General features: G+C 44.3%; 10 protein-coding genes. All 10 read left to right on the top strand.

Annotated features, from left to right (window positions below; genetic code table 11):
- The first annotated feature begins 161 nt into the window (after positions 1 to 161).
- The 10 genes from PIL01S_RS11070 to PIL01S_RS11025 all read left to right on the top strand — a co-directional run bounded on the left by PIL01S_RS11070 (position 162) and on the right by PIL01S_RS11025 (position 19010).
- Positions 162 to 884, top strand: a complete 723-nt coding sequence (locus PIL01S_RS11070) for a hypothetical protein (protein ID WP_127537585.1) — start codon at positions 162 to 164, stop codon at positions 882 to 884.
- 33 nt (positions 885 to 917) lie between these two features.
- A complete protein-coding gene (locus PIL01S_RS11065) occupies positions 918 to 2192 on the top strand; it encodes a polysaccharide deacetylase family protein (protein WP_127537584.1) in 1275 nt (424 codons plus the stop codon).
- Positions 2193 to 2322: 130 nt separating this feature from the next.
- A complete protein-coding gene (locus PIL01S_RS11060; protein WP_127537583.1) occupies positions 2323 to 4446 on the top strand; it encodes a bifunctional metallophosphatase/5'-nucleotidase in 2124 nt (707 codons plus the stop codon).
- Positions 4447 to 5004: 558 nt separating this feature from the next.
- Positions 5005 to 10989 (top strand): DUF7601 domain-containing protein, encoded by a 5985-nt coding sequence (locus PIL01S_RS11055; protein ID WP_127537582.1) that lies wholly within the window; start codon positions 5005 to 5007, stop codon positions 10987 to 10989.
- A 26-nt stretch (positions 10990 to 11015) separates the two neighbouring features.
- A complete protein-coding gene (gene srtB / locus PIL01S_RS11050; protein WP_127537581.1) occupies positions 11016 to 11792 on the top strand; it encodes a class B sortase in 777 nt (258 codons plus the stop codon).
- 197 nt (positions 11793 to 11989) lie between these two features.
- The gene (locus tag PIL01S_RS11045) at positions 11990 to 12520 is read left to right on the top strand and encodes a GNAT family N-acetyltransferase (RefSeq protein WP_127537580.1); all 531 of its coding nucleotides are present in this window, start codon (positions 11990 to 11992) and stop codon (positions 12518 to 12520) included.
- 811 nt (positions 12521 to 13331) lie between these two features.
- Entirely contained in the window at positions 13332 to 13985 is a 654-nt protein-coding gene (locus PIL01S_RS29830) for a sensor histidine kinase (RefSeq protein WP_246058169.1), read from the top strand.
- Positions 13986 to 14083: 98 nt separating this feature from the next.
- A complete protein-coding gene (locus tag PIL01S_RS11035; protein WP_127537578.1) occupies positions 14084 to 14530 on the top strand; it encodes an RrF2 family transcriptional regulator in 447 nt (148 codons plus the stop codon).
- Positions 14531 to 14647: 117 nt separating this feature from the next.
- Entirely contained in the window at positions 14648 to 15292 is a 645-nt protein-coding gene (locus PIL01S_RS11030) for a nitroreductase family protein (RefSeq protein WP_127537577.1), read from the top strand.
- A gap of 808 nt (positions 15293 to 16100) precedes the next feature.
- Positions 16101 to 19010, top strand: coding sequence for an S-layer homology domain-containing protein (locus PIL01S_RS11025; protein WP_127537576.1), 2910 nt, complete (start codon positions 16101 to 16103; stop codon positions 19008 to 19010).
- The last annotated feature ends 57 nt before the right edge of the window (positions 19011 to 19067 follow it).

The following is a 19067-nucleotide window of genomic DNA, read 5'->3' as shown; positions in this document are numbered from 1 at the left end:
CCAAGAGACGCCGGAAGATGTCCACGTCTCTTTTTTCTGCGTTCTGAGGTTAATTTATCGAATATATTAAGAAATACAAGTGAATTTCCGATAATTAATATGCAGTTATATGTCATGAATCGACATTTATCAACATTTTCTTAGAAAAGGTGATTTAATATATGTTTTCACCGTTCCAAAAGAAGAAGAGTAGACTTGAGCAGCAAACGAGAGAGGACCTTGGCATGAAGAGGGACTTGGACGAGCCGCAAGAGGAAGTATTACTAAATTCGAGTACTTCCGAAGTGAAGGAAGAGCCTTCAGGTTCTGTTTTAATAAATAAGGCCCATATGGACAAAAGCTCGCTTGATCTGTTATTCGCCGTAGAGCAGATGATTAAGGATAAACAGCATGTTGAAATGAGTCATAGCGATGTACAGGATCGACTAAACCATGCGAACGGACAAAATGATCGCTTGAACAGAGACCTAAAGAACTTGGGCAAGGTCATTGAGGAACGGGAGAAGAGCATTTTGGAGCTGGAGCGGAAATTGGCCGATAAGAACCTGAAGGTTGATCAGATGCTGGAAGACTATCGGGAGCTCCAATCCAATATGTCTGGTCAGAATGAGGAGCTAAAAGGTGTCATTGAACTCGAACGTCAGAATTATGCTGGCCTGCTTCAGAAACACAATGAGATGATTACCGATAAGAATAAGAGAATCAGCGAGCTTGAGGAGAAGAATGTCCGATCTGAATCCGAGCTCACTCAAATGAAGCAGAAATTCGATACTCTTCGCCAGGAGAAAACGCATCTGCTTAATGTGGTAAATGACTTTACGAACAGACTGACATCTCCGTTTGCATCGAACGCTGGAAAAACCGAGGAATCTCCAAACGATTAAAGTGATGCCTGATCGGAAGAGAGGACGAGTGGTATGGAGACATACATTACGCAGGTAATAGAGCTGTTATCGCTTGGGAAGACCTCGGAGGGTGTACATCAAATCACAATCACCGTGACCCAAGAGGATAGGCAAGCTACATATGAAATGGTTATTGATGAGTTTACATATCTTGGACTTGAAGTGTTACAGCCAATGAATGGAGACAGGATCAGACTCTCTCCTTATGCCAAGTGGGATCCTTACCGAAACACCTTTTATAGTTCCATAATCAGATCCACAGATGTTTCCCGGGATGTACAGTATTTTGCGTGCAGTGAAGCATACATAAATGAAATAAAGCGGATTAGGAACTTTCCGCCCGTAGTTATGGAAGATGGGGGGCAGGAAGACAGCGTACAGGAACCCGCTCAGCAGCGGACGCACCTCCTGGGGCAATTCTCTGTACACATGCCTAAAATACTCATTCTGTTCTTGTTCACTGCCGGCTTGCTGATTGTTCTATCTATCACTTCGAAGGGGAATAACAATTCAGATACATTTAGCAGTTCAATCGGAGTGGCACAGGCAGAGGAAAAAAAAGATGCTTCAAAAGCAGCGATGGTTCCTGTATCTATAAGTAATACATACAAGTCCAAAATCATCGATGAGCATGCAAAAACAGGCAACTTGGTCGTATCACAAGTATCGGATCGGCCTAGTACCAACCAAGCCTCCATTGAAGTCATCAATATTGATGAAAAGGAGTCCTTCTTTGGTTTATCCAAGGGGTATGTGGCTTTAACCTTTGATGATGGACCTTCCGCGCTTACGAAGCAGTTTGTGGACATTCTGACAGAACAGAAGGTAGCGGCAACTTTCCTATTCGTAGGGCAGAAGGTGAAACGCAATCAGGACGCCGTTATCTATGCAAGTGAACATGGAATGGCGATCGGAAATCATTCCTGGGATCACAGCTTGCTTCCGAAATCTACTCCTCAGGATCAGAGCGAAAGCTTGTCGAAGACAAACAGCGTTATAGAATCACTGACGCATAATACGGTTACGTTGTTCCGACCACCATACGGTGCGATGAACAACGAACTTGTCTCTGAGGTCAAGAAGATGAATATGAAGACTCTCCTATGGAATCGGGATCCAGAGGACTGGAATGCGAAGAAGCCAGAGGATATTATTCGGTACTTTCACCAGGTGGAAGCTGCTGGGGGCGTATATGTGCTGCATGAGAACAAGAACACATTAGAAGCACTTCCAGCTATTCTTGAACATTTAAAAGAAAAGAACTTGAAGTTCGTCATCTTTCAATAAAATAGACCTGCTTTCCTCTCTATCAATCTTTCAAAATTTTTACATCCATTTGATATAATTCGCGATTTTTATCACTAGATTTATGTTAAAATATCTCAGGATCAGAAATTGGAGAGGGGTTTTTTAACGCATGTCATGGAAAAAAGTTCTGGGGAAAAGCACTATTCGTGTGGCAACTACTGCACTATTACTTACTCAACTATTCGGCGCGGTAGGTCCTGTCTCTGCTGCAGGCACAGATGTAGAAGTACACTTGATCGGAATTAATGACCTGCATGGTCAGCTCGATACCACATCAATGGTTGGGGATAAAAAGGCAGGAACAGCTCCAATTCTAGCTACATATCTGAAAGAAGCTCAAGCCAAATATGAACACTCCCTACTCTTCCATAATGGAGACTCTGTTGGTGCATCTGCGCCAGTCTCTTCTTTGGATCGGGATGAGCCTACGATGGAATGGATGAATATGATGGGCTTCGATGTAGGTTCTCTCGGCAACCATGAATTCGACCAAGGCATTGCTGCATTGAAAGCACAGATCTTTGGTGGATTAGATCCTAAAGAAGGCAAAGTGACTCATGCTGGAGCAAAATTTGATTATGTAAATGCAAATGTCATCGAGACTGCCACGGGCAAAACGTTAATTAAGCCATATGTGATCAAAGAAGTGGGCGGCGTCAAAATCGGATTTATCGGATTGGTGACGAAATCTACACCGGCTAAAGTTTCCCCATCGGGTACAGCAGGCGTGCGTTTCCTAAGTGCTGAGGAAGAAGTGGAAGCGGTCAATAAATACTCTAAAGAATTGCAAGATCAAGGTGTTGAAACGATCATCGTTCTGGCCCATGATCCAGCAACAACCAAAGAAGGCGTAACTACTGGAGAAGCAGCTGATTTGGCAAAAGCTCTGCCAGCAGACTCTCCTGTTGATGTTATCGTTGCAGGTGACAATCACGCTTTGGCTAACGGTGAAGTGAATGGGAAATTGATCGTTCAAGCGTACTCTTATGGTACAGCATTTGAAGATATCAAGTTGATGATTGATCCGACGACTGGGGATGTAACTGAAAAATCTGCAACAGTGACAACAACGTTCCAAGAGGGTGTAAAAGAAGACCCTGAATCTTTGGCAATTATAAAAAAATCATTGGACAAGCATCCTGAGCTAACCAAGCCAGTAGGTACAACAGATGGTTCTGTCACTCGCACAGATGCTTACAATAACGAGGCACCTCTAGGAAACCTCATTGCAGATGCAATGCGTCAAGCTGACTTTGGGGATAACGCAAGCGAAGCTGACTTTGCATTTATGAACCCAGGTGGTATTCGTGCAGATCTGCCCGAAGGGGATGTGACCTTTGCTGATCTTGCTAAAATCCAACCGTTTGGCAATACTCTAGTAAAACTAGAGCTGACGGGTGAGCAAATTCAAACCTTGTTGGAACAACAATGGGGAACCAATGCGGATGGTACGCCAAACACCAAAACACTACAAATCTCTGGTTTGAAATACACTGCAGATTTCAATAAACCAGTTGCAGAACGTGTAACTAGTCTTAGCCTTGAAGATGGTACGGCTATTGATCCTGCCAAAACATATACAGCTGTAGTGAACAACTTTATGGCAGCAGGTGGAGACAACTATAAAGTACTGGTGGATGCTAAATCATCCCTGGCTGGCCCTATCGATCTGGATGTATTCTATCAATACATTGTAGATGCTTATAAAGGCGGCGCGATTGAGGCTAAAACAGAAGGACGCATTACGAACATCGCTGCACCTGCAGAGCAACCAGAAACACCGGTGACTACAGAATTCATTTCCCGTGCTGAATTTGTAAGTGCGCTAGTAGACATGTTGAAACTAAACGAAGTTGCTACAGCACCTGCATTCAAGGATGTGGCTGCTGACGCCGCATATGCAGATGCCATCGCTGAAGCTGCTCACGCTGGATTCATTCAAGGCTTTGGTGGCAACTTCAACCCTGACCGTGATATCACTCGTGAAGAAGCAGCCACTATTCTTGCTAAGTTGTTGAAAAATCCAGCTTCGGATAAAGATGCTGCTGCGATTATTGCTGGTTTCAAAGATGGTAAATCCGTATCTGCCTATGCAGTTAAATCCTTGGCACAATTGATTGAGCAAGGTATTCTTGGAGCGGCAGAGAACAACTCACTCGAGCCGAAACAAGGCCTCTCCAATAACGATGCCAAAGCTCTCATTCAAAAAGCAGTGGCAGCCAAAGCTTCATAATATAGAACATATTCAAACCATATTTTAAGATAGGAAGACACATCCTTTTTGGAAAATAGCTCTTCTCTAATGATAAACCTCGAATCTTCGAAAGGTTTTATCTGGGAGAGTACTATAACTCCACTAAGGATGTGTTTTTATTATGCTTTTATATGAACGGATAGGAATTTCAAGAGATAAGATCACTTCAGAAATACAATCCAGAAATAAACTCCTTCAAGCCATAAATCCCCTCAATTCATCCCAAATGAATCACTTTTCTATTCAAGTAGATCCTCAAATAGGCAGATGTTCTTGTTCAAGTTGTCTTTGTTGAGATTTTGTAGAGACTCGTTTTTTAAACTAAACAAGAAAGAGTGGAAACTCGGACCAAAGTGCATCTTCACGAGCCATCGATCTATGAGGGTGAACAGGAGGAATCTTCGCAAGATCTCATTGAGGCAAAGGTCTACTAGAATCATACATATAGAAGAGATTCATTTGGATAAATGTGATCAGGCTGGATCCTCCTGCAGTTGATGGATTTTGGCAATTTAGGGAATGGAGGAGAAAGGGATCTTGAAACGACAGCGCAACATGGGAAAAGCAATACTCTCTTGCTTCTTGGCAATGATGCTGGTTTTGCAGACGATGGCATTCTCGGTCACGGCCTATGCGGATAGCGAACCAAGCGATTCTGGGGCCGCGGTTATCAGCGAAACCGATTCGCCAAGTCTGGACGAACCGCCTTCAGTAACCGAGGCGGTGTACGATATGCCGAACAATTCCTTGGCGATGACGGCAGCTTCGACCGACAAAACGGTGGTGTTCATGGATGCAAATGTGACCTTCCCACTGCAGGTGACGCAGGGAACGCTTGTTAGCCCCGGCGGTACGATCCAGGGCCGGCAGGCTTTTACCCTCAAATCAGAGGGCCTCAAGGTTCCGGTTAAAGGGGATTACGCAAATACACCGGATGAGAATGATACAACCAAGTACATTCAGCAGGGTGATACCATCGAGTTAAGACGGGATACCAACTTCAACGAAGTAGTGCTGCCGACAGCTACTAAGCCGTTAATGGCAACAACCGATATGGGTGTGAAGCAGCTCGGTACTGCGTATTTCACCCCGGATAGCATCAAAATTGTGTTTGATGGTGATGACTGGTTTTTTAACGGTGTCGGACGAGGGGTTACCTTTGGCTTCGAAACCACTGCCAATTCGGATATCACAGGCATGAATTACGGTGATACGAAGCCTATCACGATTTTCGGGGGAGCGTATGAGTTAGTTAACCCGGATGTGACGGCAGCGTACAGCATCACGTTAAGCTCCCCTGGAATGATCAGGTGGGATCAGTATAGCTACCGCGGGATCCAACCTACACAGCTGGTAGAAGGCGCGATTACCTGGGAGTCAACGGTATCCGCATTTGATCAGTTTGATGCAACAGTCCAATTACCGTTGGACGGAAAAATATTTTATACGAATCCTGCCAAATATAATACAGGCTTTGGTAACGTGCCTGGTATCTATATGGAAGGGTCGTTCAAAGTTAACGGCCAGGATGTAACTCCAGTTGTTGAGGCCGATGGTTCGTTAACTTATCTATTTCCGGAGGGAACAGGTCTCAATCCCAAGGTTGAATATAAAACCTGGATTCCCAAGGAAGCCTATTACTATGAGTATCGGAATCCGCCAGGCAATCTTGGTCGCAGCCACCGGGATATGCATGGCAAAGTGGAACTGAGACAGGACAGCACCATGCTGGTGCAGGCAAGTCAGGAGATCTCTTTTGCCCCTGACTGGATTCAAGCCAGCGCATCCTATGACCATGCGAATGAAACTATTACATGGAAGGTCACAGTTAACCAATATAACAAAAAAGGGTTAAAGGATTTTGCAATTACGAATGCATTGCCTGCCGGGCTGGACTTTATATCAGCGGAATGGCAGACGTGGGTGGATAATACTTCATCTGGGGTACAGCCCATTACACCGGATGCAAACAGCATGTATTCCTTTGGGGAGATCAACGGCAAAGTAGAACTAGTGATTAAGAGCAAGGTCACAAGCGGTTCCAGCTTCAGAATTGACCCACGTGCCAACTGGAATCTGGATACACCGAGTGGCATACAGAACAACGATGTCAAAGCCGGTACAAGGCCTAATGCCGTGACGGATGAGGCAATTGTCAACATCGGGGCACATACGTTTACCAAAACAGGCGCCGTTTCAACTGAGGATTATAGCCTGGGCGGCGTTACATGGACGGTCAATCTGGCACCACAGTATAACCTGCCAGATGCCGTAGTATACGATGTGCTGGTACATGGCGGTGATTTGAACGTTCTGGACAACGCAGTGGATGTAACTGGCGAAGTGAGCACAGAAACCATTGCCAAAATCAAAGCCAACGTTAACTCGTTCCAGCTATGGAAGCAGTATCATGAGGGATCCTTAAAAACAGCTGCAGCTGGACTTGCGACAAAGGCCATTCCTTTAACTGTAGACGGTAAAGTGGTGGCAGATTTGATTAAGGTGACCGGATATACGGATAAGGCTGCATCTTTCAGCTTCCGTTCACTGGAGACCAACCCGGATATTCTCTTCAGACAGAATATTGAATCCGGGAAAACGATTCAAAATCGGGCGCTGCTGTTTGATGGAGATACCGTAAAAACGGCAGATTACTCTGTTAATCTTCATCTGCGCATGCTGAACAAAGATATGCTCTTTGCATCGAAGCCAATGAAGACAGATGGCACGCTTGAAAATGTAAGCCCGAATAACATTGGCAGCTATATTCGAAACGATAACAATGAAGCATGGACCATTTCCGCCTATGACAGGACAACCAAGACGGTTACATTCCGTTTAGGGGTTAATATGCCTGGATATAACACAGAAGAAATGGCTAAGGCAGGCGGTAATCGGGTCATTAGCAATATCAAGCTGGTGGACACACTGCCCGAGGGATGGGAATTCGTTCCGTTTTCTGAAGATGAGGAGTTTGAGCTGTGGAAAGGATTTTCCGACAATGGATCAGGTACAGAATATGGTGTCCGCAATGATGCCAGAACACGTATTGAACCAGGAACAAGTGCTCATGTCGTCAGTTTCTCACATCAAGGAAACGAGGGGACGTTTACTTTCTCCAAGTTGGAGAGTCCATATGTCATTCTGGTAAAAGCAAGACCTTCCAATACTGCTCTGCAGAAGTATTTGGACGAATATACCACCAGCGGCATCGACAAGCAGGTAATGTATAACAAAGCCGACCTCCATATGACATGGGGCGGTGTGGAGAAGGTTCTCACTGAACAGCGCAAAGTGATTGTACCGGTTCAAACCCTGGGCAAGTCAGTAACAAAGCCAGTTCCAGGTGTACTCGAATGGACAGTAAACTATACCCCTCCATTCAATATGGCACAGGGTGTATATTTGCAGGATACTATAGGTGCAGGTATAGATCTGCGCTATGAAGAAAATGGACAGCTTGTGCTAACAGCACCTAGCATGGCTGTGTATCGGGCTAAGCTGTCTGCCAGCGGAGCTCTGGAACGAGAGGGAGAAGCACTGGATCTTAGCGACCCGAATAGTGAAGTTCAGGTAGAAGCTGTCCCAGGTGCCGACGGCACAACGGTGCTAACCTTTAATATGGATGACCCTAATCAGTTCTACCAGTTTGTCTATCAAACAGAGGTTGACCCTTCCAAAGCAAAAGCTGGGGATAAAATGGGCAACGAAGTAAAGCTGATGGGCGATGATAAGCTGAAAACAGTCAGTGCCAGAAGTGAAAGTACGCTGGACAACTCAGACGTTGCCGGAAGTTCAAGCTCCAATGCCCTTCTGCCTCTGAGGAAGGTGGATCCCGACAACAATCCGCTCAAAGGTGTAGAGTTTACACTGTATAAGAAAGACAGCGGAACTCAAGTTGCCAAAGGAACAACCGACAGCAGCGGGAAACTGAATCTGTTATTCCCGGATCCAGGATACTATGAGCTGAAGGAAACGTATATCGACACAACAACGTGGTTGCCGACTACCAAAATTTATCAGGTATATGTAGGCAATACGCCTGGAAAGCCCATCTGGGTAGATGGCGTGAAAGTAACCTCGGATAATCCGCTGGTTGTTCCTACTCCAGCGCAAGGAAAGCTGACCATCACCAATAAGGTGGAAGGGAACGGCAGCGATCCTGCCAAGGATTTTGAATATACCGTAACTTTTGAGGGTGAAGGTAAGGACGGAGAGTATACCTATAAGAAGCCTGATAGTACGATTGGCACGATCAAGAACGGTGACAAGATTATCCTGAAGCATGGAGAATCTGTAACGCTCTCGGCATTGCCTGCAGGTCTGGTATATACCGTAACCGAGGCCGATTATACAACCGTTGACGGATACACGACTAACCCGGAAACGAGAGAATTGACCGGTACAATCGTGAATAAAGGGGATCACAAGGCAGACTTCGTCAATGAACGAACCGTTAACAAGGTGACAGTCAGCAATACCGTCATGGGGAACGGTGGCGACAAGACGAAGGACTTCGAGTACACAGTCATTTTTGAAGGTACGGGTAAGGATGGAAGCTACTCCTACGTGAAGTCGGATGGCAGCACAGGTACGATCAAGTCCCTGGATATCTTCAAGCTTAAGCATGGAGAGACACTGGATATTTCCGATCTGCCTAAGGGGCTGAAGTACACAGTTACCCAAAAGGAATACACAGCCGATGACTACATGACCAATCCTGAGGAACGGGAACATACCGGAATCATGGAAGGCCAAGATGAACTAGCCCCATTCACCAACATTCGGGTGCTGAAGGGCGGCCTGCTCATCAGTAATACAGTTAAAGGCAAAGACGATGACAAAAAGAAACTGTTCAAGTACACCCTCAACCTGACAGGAGAGGGCGAGAACGAAGCTTACACCTATGAAAAGTCAGACGGAAGCAGCGGCACAATCAAGAACGGAGAGACCTTTGAGCTTACAGACGGTCAGACACTTATTGTGCAAGGACTTCCAACGTATCTCGAGTATAAGGTGACCCAGGATGATTACACGGAAGATGGTTATGTAACGAATCCTGAAAGTTTCATCCACACAGGCACGATTCCAGACAAAAAACTGACCGAAGCGCATTTCATCAATACTCGCCCATATCTGGAAGGCGTTCTGCGTAACAACAACACAGGAGAAGTTATTCCAAATGCACCTATTACGATAACGGACCTGAAGACCGGCAAGGAGATTCAAACGGAAACGAATGAGAAGGGTGAATATGCGATTCCGGCCACAGCGGATACGGACTACACAATCACATATACCAAGTGGTATCAGGTTGGCGGAAAAGATGTTCCTGTCGAGTTCACACAGAAAGCCAATGTAGACGGCAGCGTGAAGGGCGAGACCGTTCCAGCTGACATTACAGCTGTAGGGATCATTCTGTTTAAGCAGTTGGATGGAACAACAGAGCTATTCAGTGAGTCATTAACCAGTCAGATGTACATTTATTTGAAGGATATGGACGGCAAGTATGTTGAGGAGAACGGTCATCCCAAGGCGTTTCCTATGGCTTCGAACGGTACCTTCTCTGTGGAGGGGCTGAGCGAGCAGAAGTATACCATGGAAGTTCGCTATAAGGCTGAGACGGGGGAGGAACTGCTCTTCAAAGTGACACAGCTGAACGTGAAAGCGAACGGGGAGCTGAATATATCCGAGGCATTGGTCGATCCTTACGGTACGGTTTATGACGAAACGACAGGAGATGCCACCACAGGCAAGAAAATTGAAGGAGCCAAAGTTACTCTCTACTATGCCGATACGCAGCGTAATCGAGATAACGGCCGCATTCCGGGCACAAAAGTTACACTTCCTCCGGTTCCTAATTTTCCGCCTCATGACAACGCGAGCCCAGAGCAGATGAGTGATGCCAACGGCTTCTACGCGTACATGGTGTTCCCTGAAGCAGATTATTACCTGATCGTAACCAAGGATGGATATGAAACGCACAGAAGCGGCACCATTTCTGTTGATTTTGACATTGTAAAATACGATGTCCCAATGAAACCGATCCGTTCCGGTGGCGGCACCGGTGGTAACGCTGGGAATGGGAACAGTGGAACGGGCAACAGCGGTAACAGTGGTACAGACAATGGCAGTAACGAAAACAATAATAATGGTAGCGGTGAAACCGACAACGGTAGCAGCGAGACCGACAACGGTAGCAATGAGACCGACAATGGTAGCAGCGAGACCGACAACGGTGGCAATGAGACCGACAATGGTAGCAGTGAAACCGACAATGGTAGTAGCGAGACCGACAACGGTAGCAGCGAAACCGACAACGGCAACATCGTAACCGACAACAGTAGCAACGAAGCCGATAACAACAGCATCGAAAGCAGCAATGTTGGTGACGAGCTGGACGAGGCTCCAAAAACAGGAGACAACAGTGTTTCACCAATGTGGTATATGGTTCTGGCGCTGATGTCTTTGGTGACAATCGGACTCTGTCTACTCGGTAATAAGAAGAAAACGCACATGTAGTAGATTGGAAAGGCGGTAAGAAAGGAATGAGCAAAACCAAAAAAATGCTTATCGCCGTTTCCTCCCTTTTGTTGGTGTTTTCTCTCGTCAGTATGACAAGAATTTTTTTGCGGGATTATACGGAGCAACAGAAAATTGAAGAGCTGACAGAGGTTTGGGAGGAAGGATCAAACCAAGAAGGAGGGGATACAGTCCCCTCCTTTTTGTCCAATAAGGCGAATAAGCAGGTCATGCTTCCCGAATTCCGGAATCTTTACGAGAGGAACTCGGACATTATTGGCTGGCTGAAAATGGACGGCACCCGGATTGAGTATCCGGTCATGCAGAATCCACAGGATGCCGAGTACTATCTCAATCATGATTTTGATAAAAGGGATAATACAGGTGGGCTTCCTTTTTTGGATAAGGATAGTCAGGCTGACACTTCGAACATTTTGCTGATTCATGGACACCATATGAAAAGCGGCTGGATGTTCAAAGACTTGATGAAATATAAGAACGAGAGCTTCTATAAGGAGCATGCCACATTCCAATTCAGCACACTTTACGAGAAAGAAGAGTATGAGATTGTTGCCGTTATTCTGTCAGAGGTCTACCTGAAATCGGATGACGTTTTTAAATACTACCAGATTGGGGAGATCAATACGGCCGCCGAGTTCGATTCCTATGTACAGAATATTAAGAAGCTTGCGCTTTATGATACAGGTGTAACAGCCCAGCATGGCGATAAGCTTGTTGTGCTGTCCACGTGCGAGTACTCGACTGAAAATGGAAGGCTGGCTGTGGTCGCGCGAAAGCGTTGAGGTTACTTATACCTGTATTTAGGATAATGCTCGTTCAACTCGCGTATTCAACGAGGTTCGGCGTAGGACTCCGTCCGGTTCTAGGTTGTCCAATTTGCATGGTATAATAAAATGAATTCAACATGGAAGGGACTGAACTATGCGCAGATATCAATATCTTGAACCTACCCTATCAAAAAACAATGGAGGTGAAAGTATTGATTACAGAATTACAGACAGAGCGTCTGCAGCTGAGGAAAATGCAGGTATCAGATTCACCGGGTTTATTTAAAATCTGGTCTGATCCGGAGGTTACTCAATTTATGAATGTTCGTTGTTTCACGGCTGAAAATCAAGCAATAGAAATGATTCAGCTTCTGGATGATCTATCACAGGACAATAAGGCTATTCGTTTCTCCATCATACACAAAGAATCGGGCGAAATTATAGGATCATGTGGGTATAATGCCTTCAATTTTGTAAATGGAACAGCGGAAATTGGTTATGACCTAGCCAAATCGTACTGGGGAAAAGGTTATGCTTCAGAGGCAGTTTCAAGTTTGGTCGAGTATGCTCTCTCATCATGGAAGCTGAAACGAATCGAAGCAAAGGTAGAACCTGAAAACCGGAATTCCATAAAGCTCTTGCAAAAGCTTGGTTTCACGTATGAAGGAATCCTTAGTCAAGATAAAGGCGCAGAAGAAGCAGCGAGTGATCTCTATTTATACTCAAAATCAACATCCAATTAAACTAATCTATCAGGATTACGATAGTAGCATAAACTTTAGTTTAGCCGTACGGGCTTGTAGACCGTACGGCTATATTGCATTTTACGTAAATCAACATAATTTTATATTAAGTCGTTAGTCAAATAAGATACAATGAAATGTAGTATAGGGCATCCAGGCGGGTGCCTTTAGGTTTGCCCGCGCACAAGGCTATATCGTGTTGAAGATATTCGAAGATATTAAATTTGAATTGTGAAATGGTGGGTTCATGAAAGAATTATACAGTCAGGTAAACCGAAGAACATATTATATATCCATGTTAACGATCATTGTGCTTATGGTGTGGGGACTTATCCTATCGAGGTCCGAGCTAAAGGGCATTACGATAGGCTATGGTATCCATTTTGCGTGTGTAGCAATTATATCGGTGTGTTTGCTGGTCTATCCGAGGCATGAAACTTACTTTTTTAGAAAGATCATCATTATGATGGGGTTCGCTTATTTCTATACTCTTTTCTTTTTGTACCCGGATACCTGGACCACCTATATTCTGATATGCCTAATTCCTTCTCTTGCCATTTTGTTTTTTGATATGAAATTGTTTTACTTCTCCATAGTTTTAAATGGAATACTGATCCTGATCACTTTCGTTTACATTACTCTAATTGACCAGGGACAGGTGTATACATATGTACATTACGATCTTGTAGGCAATTTAATCAATATCATAGCCAGCCAAGTGTTACTGTTTCTCATATTTCATTTATCCTTCAGTCGGATGAAAAAGCAGCAGCTCTATTATGAGCAGGTACAACAAGCAGAGCGCTTGAAGATGATCGCTAATCTGACCGCTGCTGTGGCGCATGAAATTAGGAATCCGGTTACTGTTGTTCGAGGTTTTTTGCAGTTATATCAGCAAGATCCCGCTTTTGACGTTTCGGACAAGAGCAAGTTTAAATTAATGATCGATGAACTGAATACGGTTGAACACATCACTTCTCAATTCCTAACCCTCTCCAAGCCCAACGGAGATTTGAAACCGGAGAGAGTCGATGTGAAGGATGTCCTTCATAGTGTTACAAGTCTGCTAAGTTCATATGCAATGCTATCGGATAATCATATTGATATAGATGTTGAGGAAGACTGTACGATTCTCATTAATACGATTGAGTTCAAGCAGCTGCTTATGAATTTAATCAAAAATGCAGTGGAAGCATCGGAGGCAGGCATGTCTGTCTCTGTCACAGCAAGGAGAAATCGTCAATATATTGAGATAAGAATTATTGATCAAGGAAGCGGAATGTCAGAAGATGAGGTGAAGTCACTAGGCACTCCTTTTTATTCGTTAAAAAGTAATGGAACAGGGCTGGGGTTGATGATCTGTTTTAATATTGTAGAAAAGTATGGTGGAGGAATTCATTATCAAAGCTCCAAGGGACGTGGAACAACAGTTATTGTTCGCTTCTTAGCTGTAAATGACAAGTAAACAGCTATCATAGAACGGTTCCTCTTCCTCTTGTTGAATGGGACTTAAGGGTTTGTTATAATGCACACATTACATCACGAAGAAGGGAGCACTGTATAATGAAAAAGGCCAAACATACCTGTCCATCCAACAGCAAGGCATTCGGCTTGGCTCTGCAGGCTCTTGTGTTCATGTCAGATAGTCCAAATCGCTATCCAAGCACCAATATTGCTGATCACTTGTGTTCGGAAGCGACGTTGATCCGCCGGATATTGGCGAAGCTGGCTCAGGAAAATATTCTTGAAGTCCGGGAAGGTCGCGATGGGGGATACCGGATGAAGGCAACGCCGGAGTCAGTCACGCTGGCTGATATATATCAGGCACTCCAGACCGATGTATCTCTATGCGAAGGTATGCTTGAATCTACAGGTGAGCACGCATTCGGCTTACAGATGCATGATATGTTCAGCGATATATCGGCTGAAATTAACAATAGTGTTCTGAATATTTTACAAAAATACACAATTGCCGATATGGCCAATAAAATGAACCCCGTAACGGAATAATTGACAACGATCTATTCCGCATATATACTGTGCTTATATTAGCACAGTTAAGTGGTTTATTTTTTGTTCTTAACTGTGCTAAATAATACACAGTATATATATGGGAGGCTAAACGGAATGGAGAGCACAAAACAAGAGCAAAGTTTCATGGGTGTTGTCAAAGAAAGACGTTCAGTACGGCATTACGATCCTGCCTTCAATATTTCCGAGCAGGAACTGAAAGATATTTTGACTGAAGCTACTCTTGCTCCGTCAGGTGCAAATATGCAGCCATGGAAATTCATTGTCTTCAATGATCAGGCTTTGAAGGAACAGCTGCTTCCCATTGCGAATAACCAACAGCAAGTGGTGAATGCCTCGGCTGTCATCGCGGTGCTTGGTGACCTGGAGTACATTAGACAGGTGGACTCTGTTTATGACGCTTCCGTAGAAGCTGGTTACATGACCCAAGAAGTCAAGGAAACACTGGTTACCAATATGAAGGGAATGCTGGCATCCATGGATCCTCAATATATTAAGGATGGTGTAATATTCGATTGTGGTCTTGTATCGATGCAGCTCATGCTAGCCGCACGCGCACGCGGTTACGATACCGTTGCCATGGCTGGGTATGACAAGGAGAAATTCACCCAGGCATTTGATATCCCCAATCAGTATGTGCCAACTATACTCATAGCCATCGGTAAAGCATCACAACCGGGGCATCCAACCACACGTCTTCCGATTGATGAGATGACATTTTGGAACGGTATAACAAGATAATGGGAAGAATGCTGCCGAGGATTTCCCTAGGTTAGGGTTCTTCTAGCGATTGCAGGATAGGTAAAACATAAAAACGTTAAAGGCTGCCATGATGGCAGCCTTTTTCTATGGATATACCTTATTCTACTTCAATCTCCTTCACCGTCTCACCCTCCACTTTATTCGCTAAATAGTAATGGAACAGGGCTGGGGTTAATGATTTGCTTTAATATTGTAGAAAAGTTTGGCGGAGAAATTCGTTATCATAGTTCCAAGGGAGACGCACAACAGTCACTGTTCGCTTCTTGCCTGCAAATGAGAACTCAAAGTGTAGACTAAGTATTCTTACGTAGCATATTTACGCTAAATGGTACGTTATCAATAATGGAAAAATTAATGACAAATATGGCGTAAAAAGGTTTGGTGGATGTAGGCGATGTCTTGTAACAGAGGGACAGCACCTACTTTTATTAACATCGTATTGCGCCCCTTTTGTCCTCTCTAGGTCTTCTTGAGATCATAGTAATTTTATAGATTTTTCTTGATTGACTAACATATCTCGAGTGAGTAGAATAAAAACACAAATCAAGGATGAAATGTGATTCTTGAATGTGAAATCGGCATTATAGTTGTCTGCGGCGTGACCAATTGTGAATCAGACAAGCTTAGGTAGTGTACTTGATAGGAGTATATGTCAGATGTATTTGTGGATGGTAGTGCTGGCAGTACTGAGGAGGATTGTAACTATTACATAAAGTAATTTGAGAGATGTATACATCAGCAGAAAAAGGATGAATTATTCAAAAACTAAATCATTTAAGGGGAACAGATGAAAAAGAATTTTAAAGCAAAATCCTTATCAATCCTATCTACAGTCGCTATCCTTAGCGCCATGGTACCACATGCCTCGGCTTCGGTAACTTTGAGCGATATTTCAAGCAGCTATGCCAAGGAAGAGATTAATGAACTTGTCCAAAAAGGGATTATTTATGGCACTGGTGATGGTAAATTTAATCCAACGAGTAATATAAAGCGACAGGACTTCGCTATCCTGCTGGTAAGAGCATTGAATCTGGATACCGACAACCCTCCACAATCACCTTCCTTTAAAGATGTTCCTCAAAACAACTATGCATTCTCTGCTATAGAGGCCGCTGTCAAAGCTGGTCTAATTAAAGGTATGGGTAATGGAGTTTTTGGTATCAATCAAAATCTTACCCGTGAGCAAATGGCTGTCATCTTTGTGAACGCACTAGGAGTTAATAGTGCAGGAAAGGGTCAAAATCTAGCGTTTTCGGATGTCAATTCAATTTCTGACTGGGCTAAAGATGCAGTTGGTGCTGCTGTCGAATTGGAACTAATGAAGGGGAATCCGGATGGTACGTTTAAACCTTATAATCAAGCAAGTCGTCAGGAAGTAGCTCTGGTCGCATATAAGTTTCTAAATGAAAAGACTAAGATTGATGAACAAAAGCCGTCTGTGACACCCCCGCCTACTCCAATACCGCAAACACCAACTCCAATACCAGTCCCAACACCTTCTACTGGTGGTACACCTTCGACAGGTACAGGAGGGAATTCCTCAAATAATGGAGATTTGGAAATCGCCAATCTGGTAAAAGCAGCAATCGCAGCCTTGCCAGCAAAAGGTGATGTAATGCTGACCGACAAAACAGCTGTGGAAAAAGCGCGCACAGAGTATGGGGCGTTAACTACGGCTCAAAAGACGATGGTAGGAGATATCACGCGTTTGACAGAAGCGGAAGCAGCAATTGCTGAATTGGAAGCCCAAGCAGCCGCTGATCTGGAAACTGCCAATCGGGTGAAGGCAGCAATTGAAGGCCTACCTGTAAAAGAGGACGTAGAGCTTGCTGACAAAGCAGCCGTGGAAGAAGCCCGAACAAAGTATGAGGCACTAACTGCGACTCAAAAAGCGCTGGTAGGAGATATCACACGATTGACAGAAGCGGAAGCAGCAATTGTGGAATTGGAAGCCCAAGCCGCAGCAGATCTAGAGGCTGCCAATCTAGTGAAGGTAGCAATTGAAGGATTACCTGTAAAAGAGGAAGTAGAGCTTGCTGACAAAACAGATGTGGATCAAGCGCGCACAAAGTATGAGGCGCTAACTGCGACTCAAAAGGCGCTGGTAGGAGATATCACGCGATTGACAGAAGCGGAAGCAGCGATTGTGGAATTGGAAGCCCAAGCCGCAGCAGATCTAGAGGCCGCCAATCTAGTGAAGGTAGCAATTGAAGGCTTGCCTGTGAAAGAGGACGTAGTGCTGACAGACAAAACAGCTGTGGATCAAGCGCGCACAAAGTATGAGGCGCTAACTGCGACTCAAAAAGCGCTGGTAGGAGATATCACGCGATTGACAGAAGCGGAAGCAGCGATTGTGGAATTGGAAGCCCAAGCCGCAGCAGATTTGGAAGCCGCCAATCTGGTGAAGGCAGCAATCGAGGGCTTGCCTGTGAAAGAGGACGTAGTGCTGACAGACAAAACAGCTGTGGAAGAAGCGCGCACAAAGTATGAGGCACTCACTGCAACTCAAAAAGCACTGGTAGGAGATATCACGCGTTTGACAGAAGCGGAAGCAGCAATTGCTCAATTGGAAATCCAAGCCGCAGCAGATCTAGAAGCCGCCAATCTGGTGAAGGCAGCAATCGAGGGCTTACCTGTAAAAGAGAACGTAGAGCTTGCTGACAAAGCAGAGGTGGAAGAAGCCCGAACTAAGTATGAGTCACTCACTGCAACTCAAAAAGCGTTGGTAGGAGATATCACACGTTTGACAGAAGCGGAAGCAGCAATTGCTGATTGGCAAGTAATTGCACTAGCTATAGAGAATTTGAAAGTAACGTATAATGGAGTCGATGTTTCAGTCTTATTACCAAACAATCAGGATGGAGCTAATGTTACTTGGTCATTAAAAGATCCAACGCAGTCATCTATTATTGATGTTTTAAATGGTGACATTATCCGTGCCGGTTTAACAGCTGATACGAACATTGTGCTCGTAGCCACCATTATCTCAGGATCTAAGTCGACTAATAAGGAGTTTGTAATTACTGTTCAAGCTGAGGTTGCTGAACCTAAGTCTATCCTCAGTAAAGAAATTACAAATTTCGATTTTACCAATGTCTATGCGACTCAAGCTAGGGAAGAAAGTAACAAAATTATCTCAACAGATTTCAAAACTAACCCTAAACATTTCACAATTAGTGATGGGAATATTACAATACCTGTCGACCTCACCTGGGATATTCCTTTGAATGGTTTCTCTACCGGACAGGTAGTTGGATCGGCAATTGATAGTTTCATTCAGGACTACTGCAATGCGCATGGAATTAATTTAGGGGATCGGACAGTAGGTGGGTATGGATTTGAAGACACATTCTTTATATCTACATTTAAGACTGGATCCTCGGCTGCTATAACACTAGGTGGGAACGACTGGTCGTTTTTCTTTCAAAATAATCATTGGACGGGCACAGACGAAGATAGCACCAAAAATCGCACGTTTGTTGTTAGTGATGGTGTGAATCAGGCGTCTATTGTATTGCGTCAAAAATTTACCGACATGAGTAACCTGGTAACCTATCTAAATAATCAATTGCAGTCTGCATCAGTTTCTGTCACAGCTGAGCAAGTAAATGAGAGTCAATTCAAACTTGTATCCAATAGTTCGAATACTGATATCACTATTACCGGAAACGATAAAGAGCAGTTCTTTGATAATTAAGAATTTAAACAAGATATGGTAGTAATAAAGCGAGAACTTATAAGCAAAAAAGGCTGT

It is taken from the genome of Paenibacillus illinoisensis NBRC 15959 (assembly GCF_004000925.1).
GTDB classification, from domain to species: Bacteria; Bacillota; Bacilli; order Paenibacillales; family Paenibacillaceae; genus Paenibacillus; species Paenibacillus illinoisensis.
The sequence above is the reverse complement of the archived record's forward strand: the minus strand, read 5'-3'. Positions and strand labels throughout refer to the sequence as shown.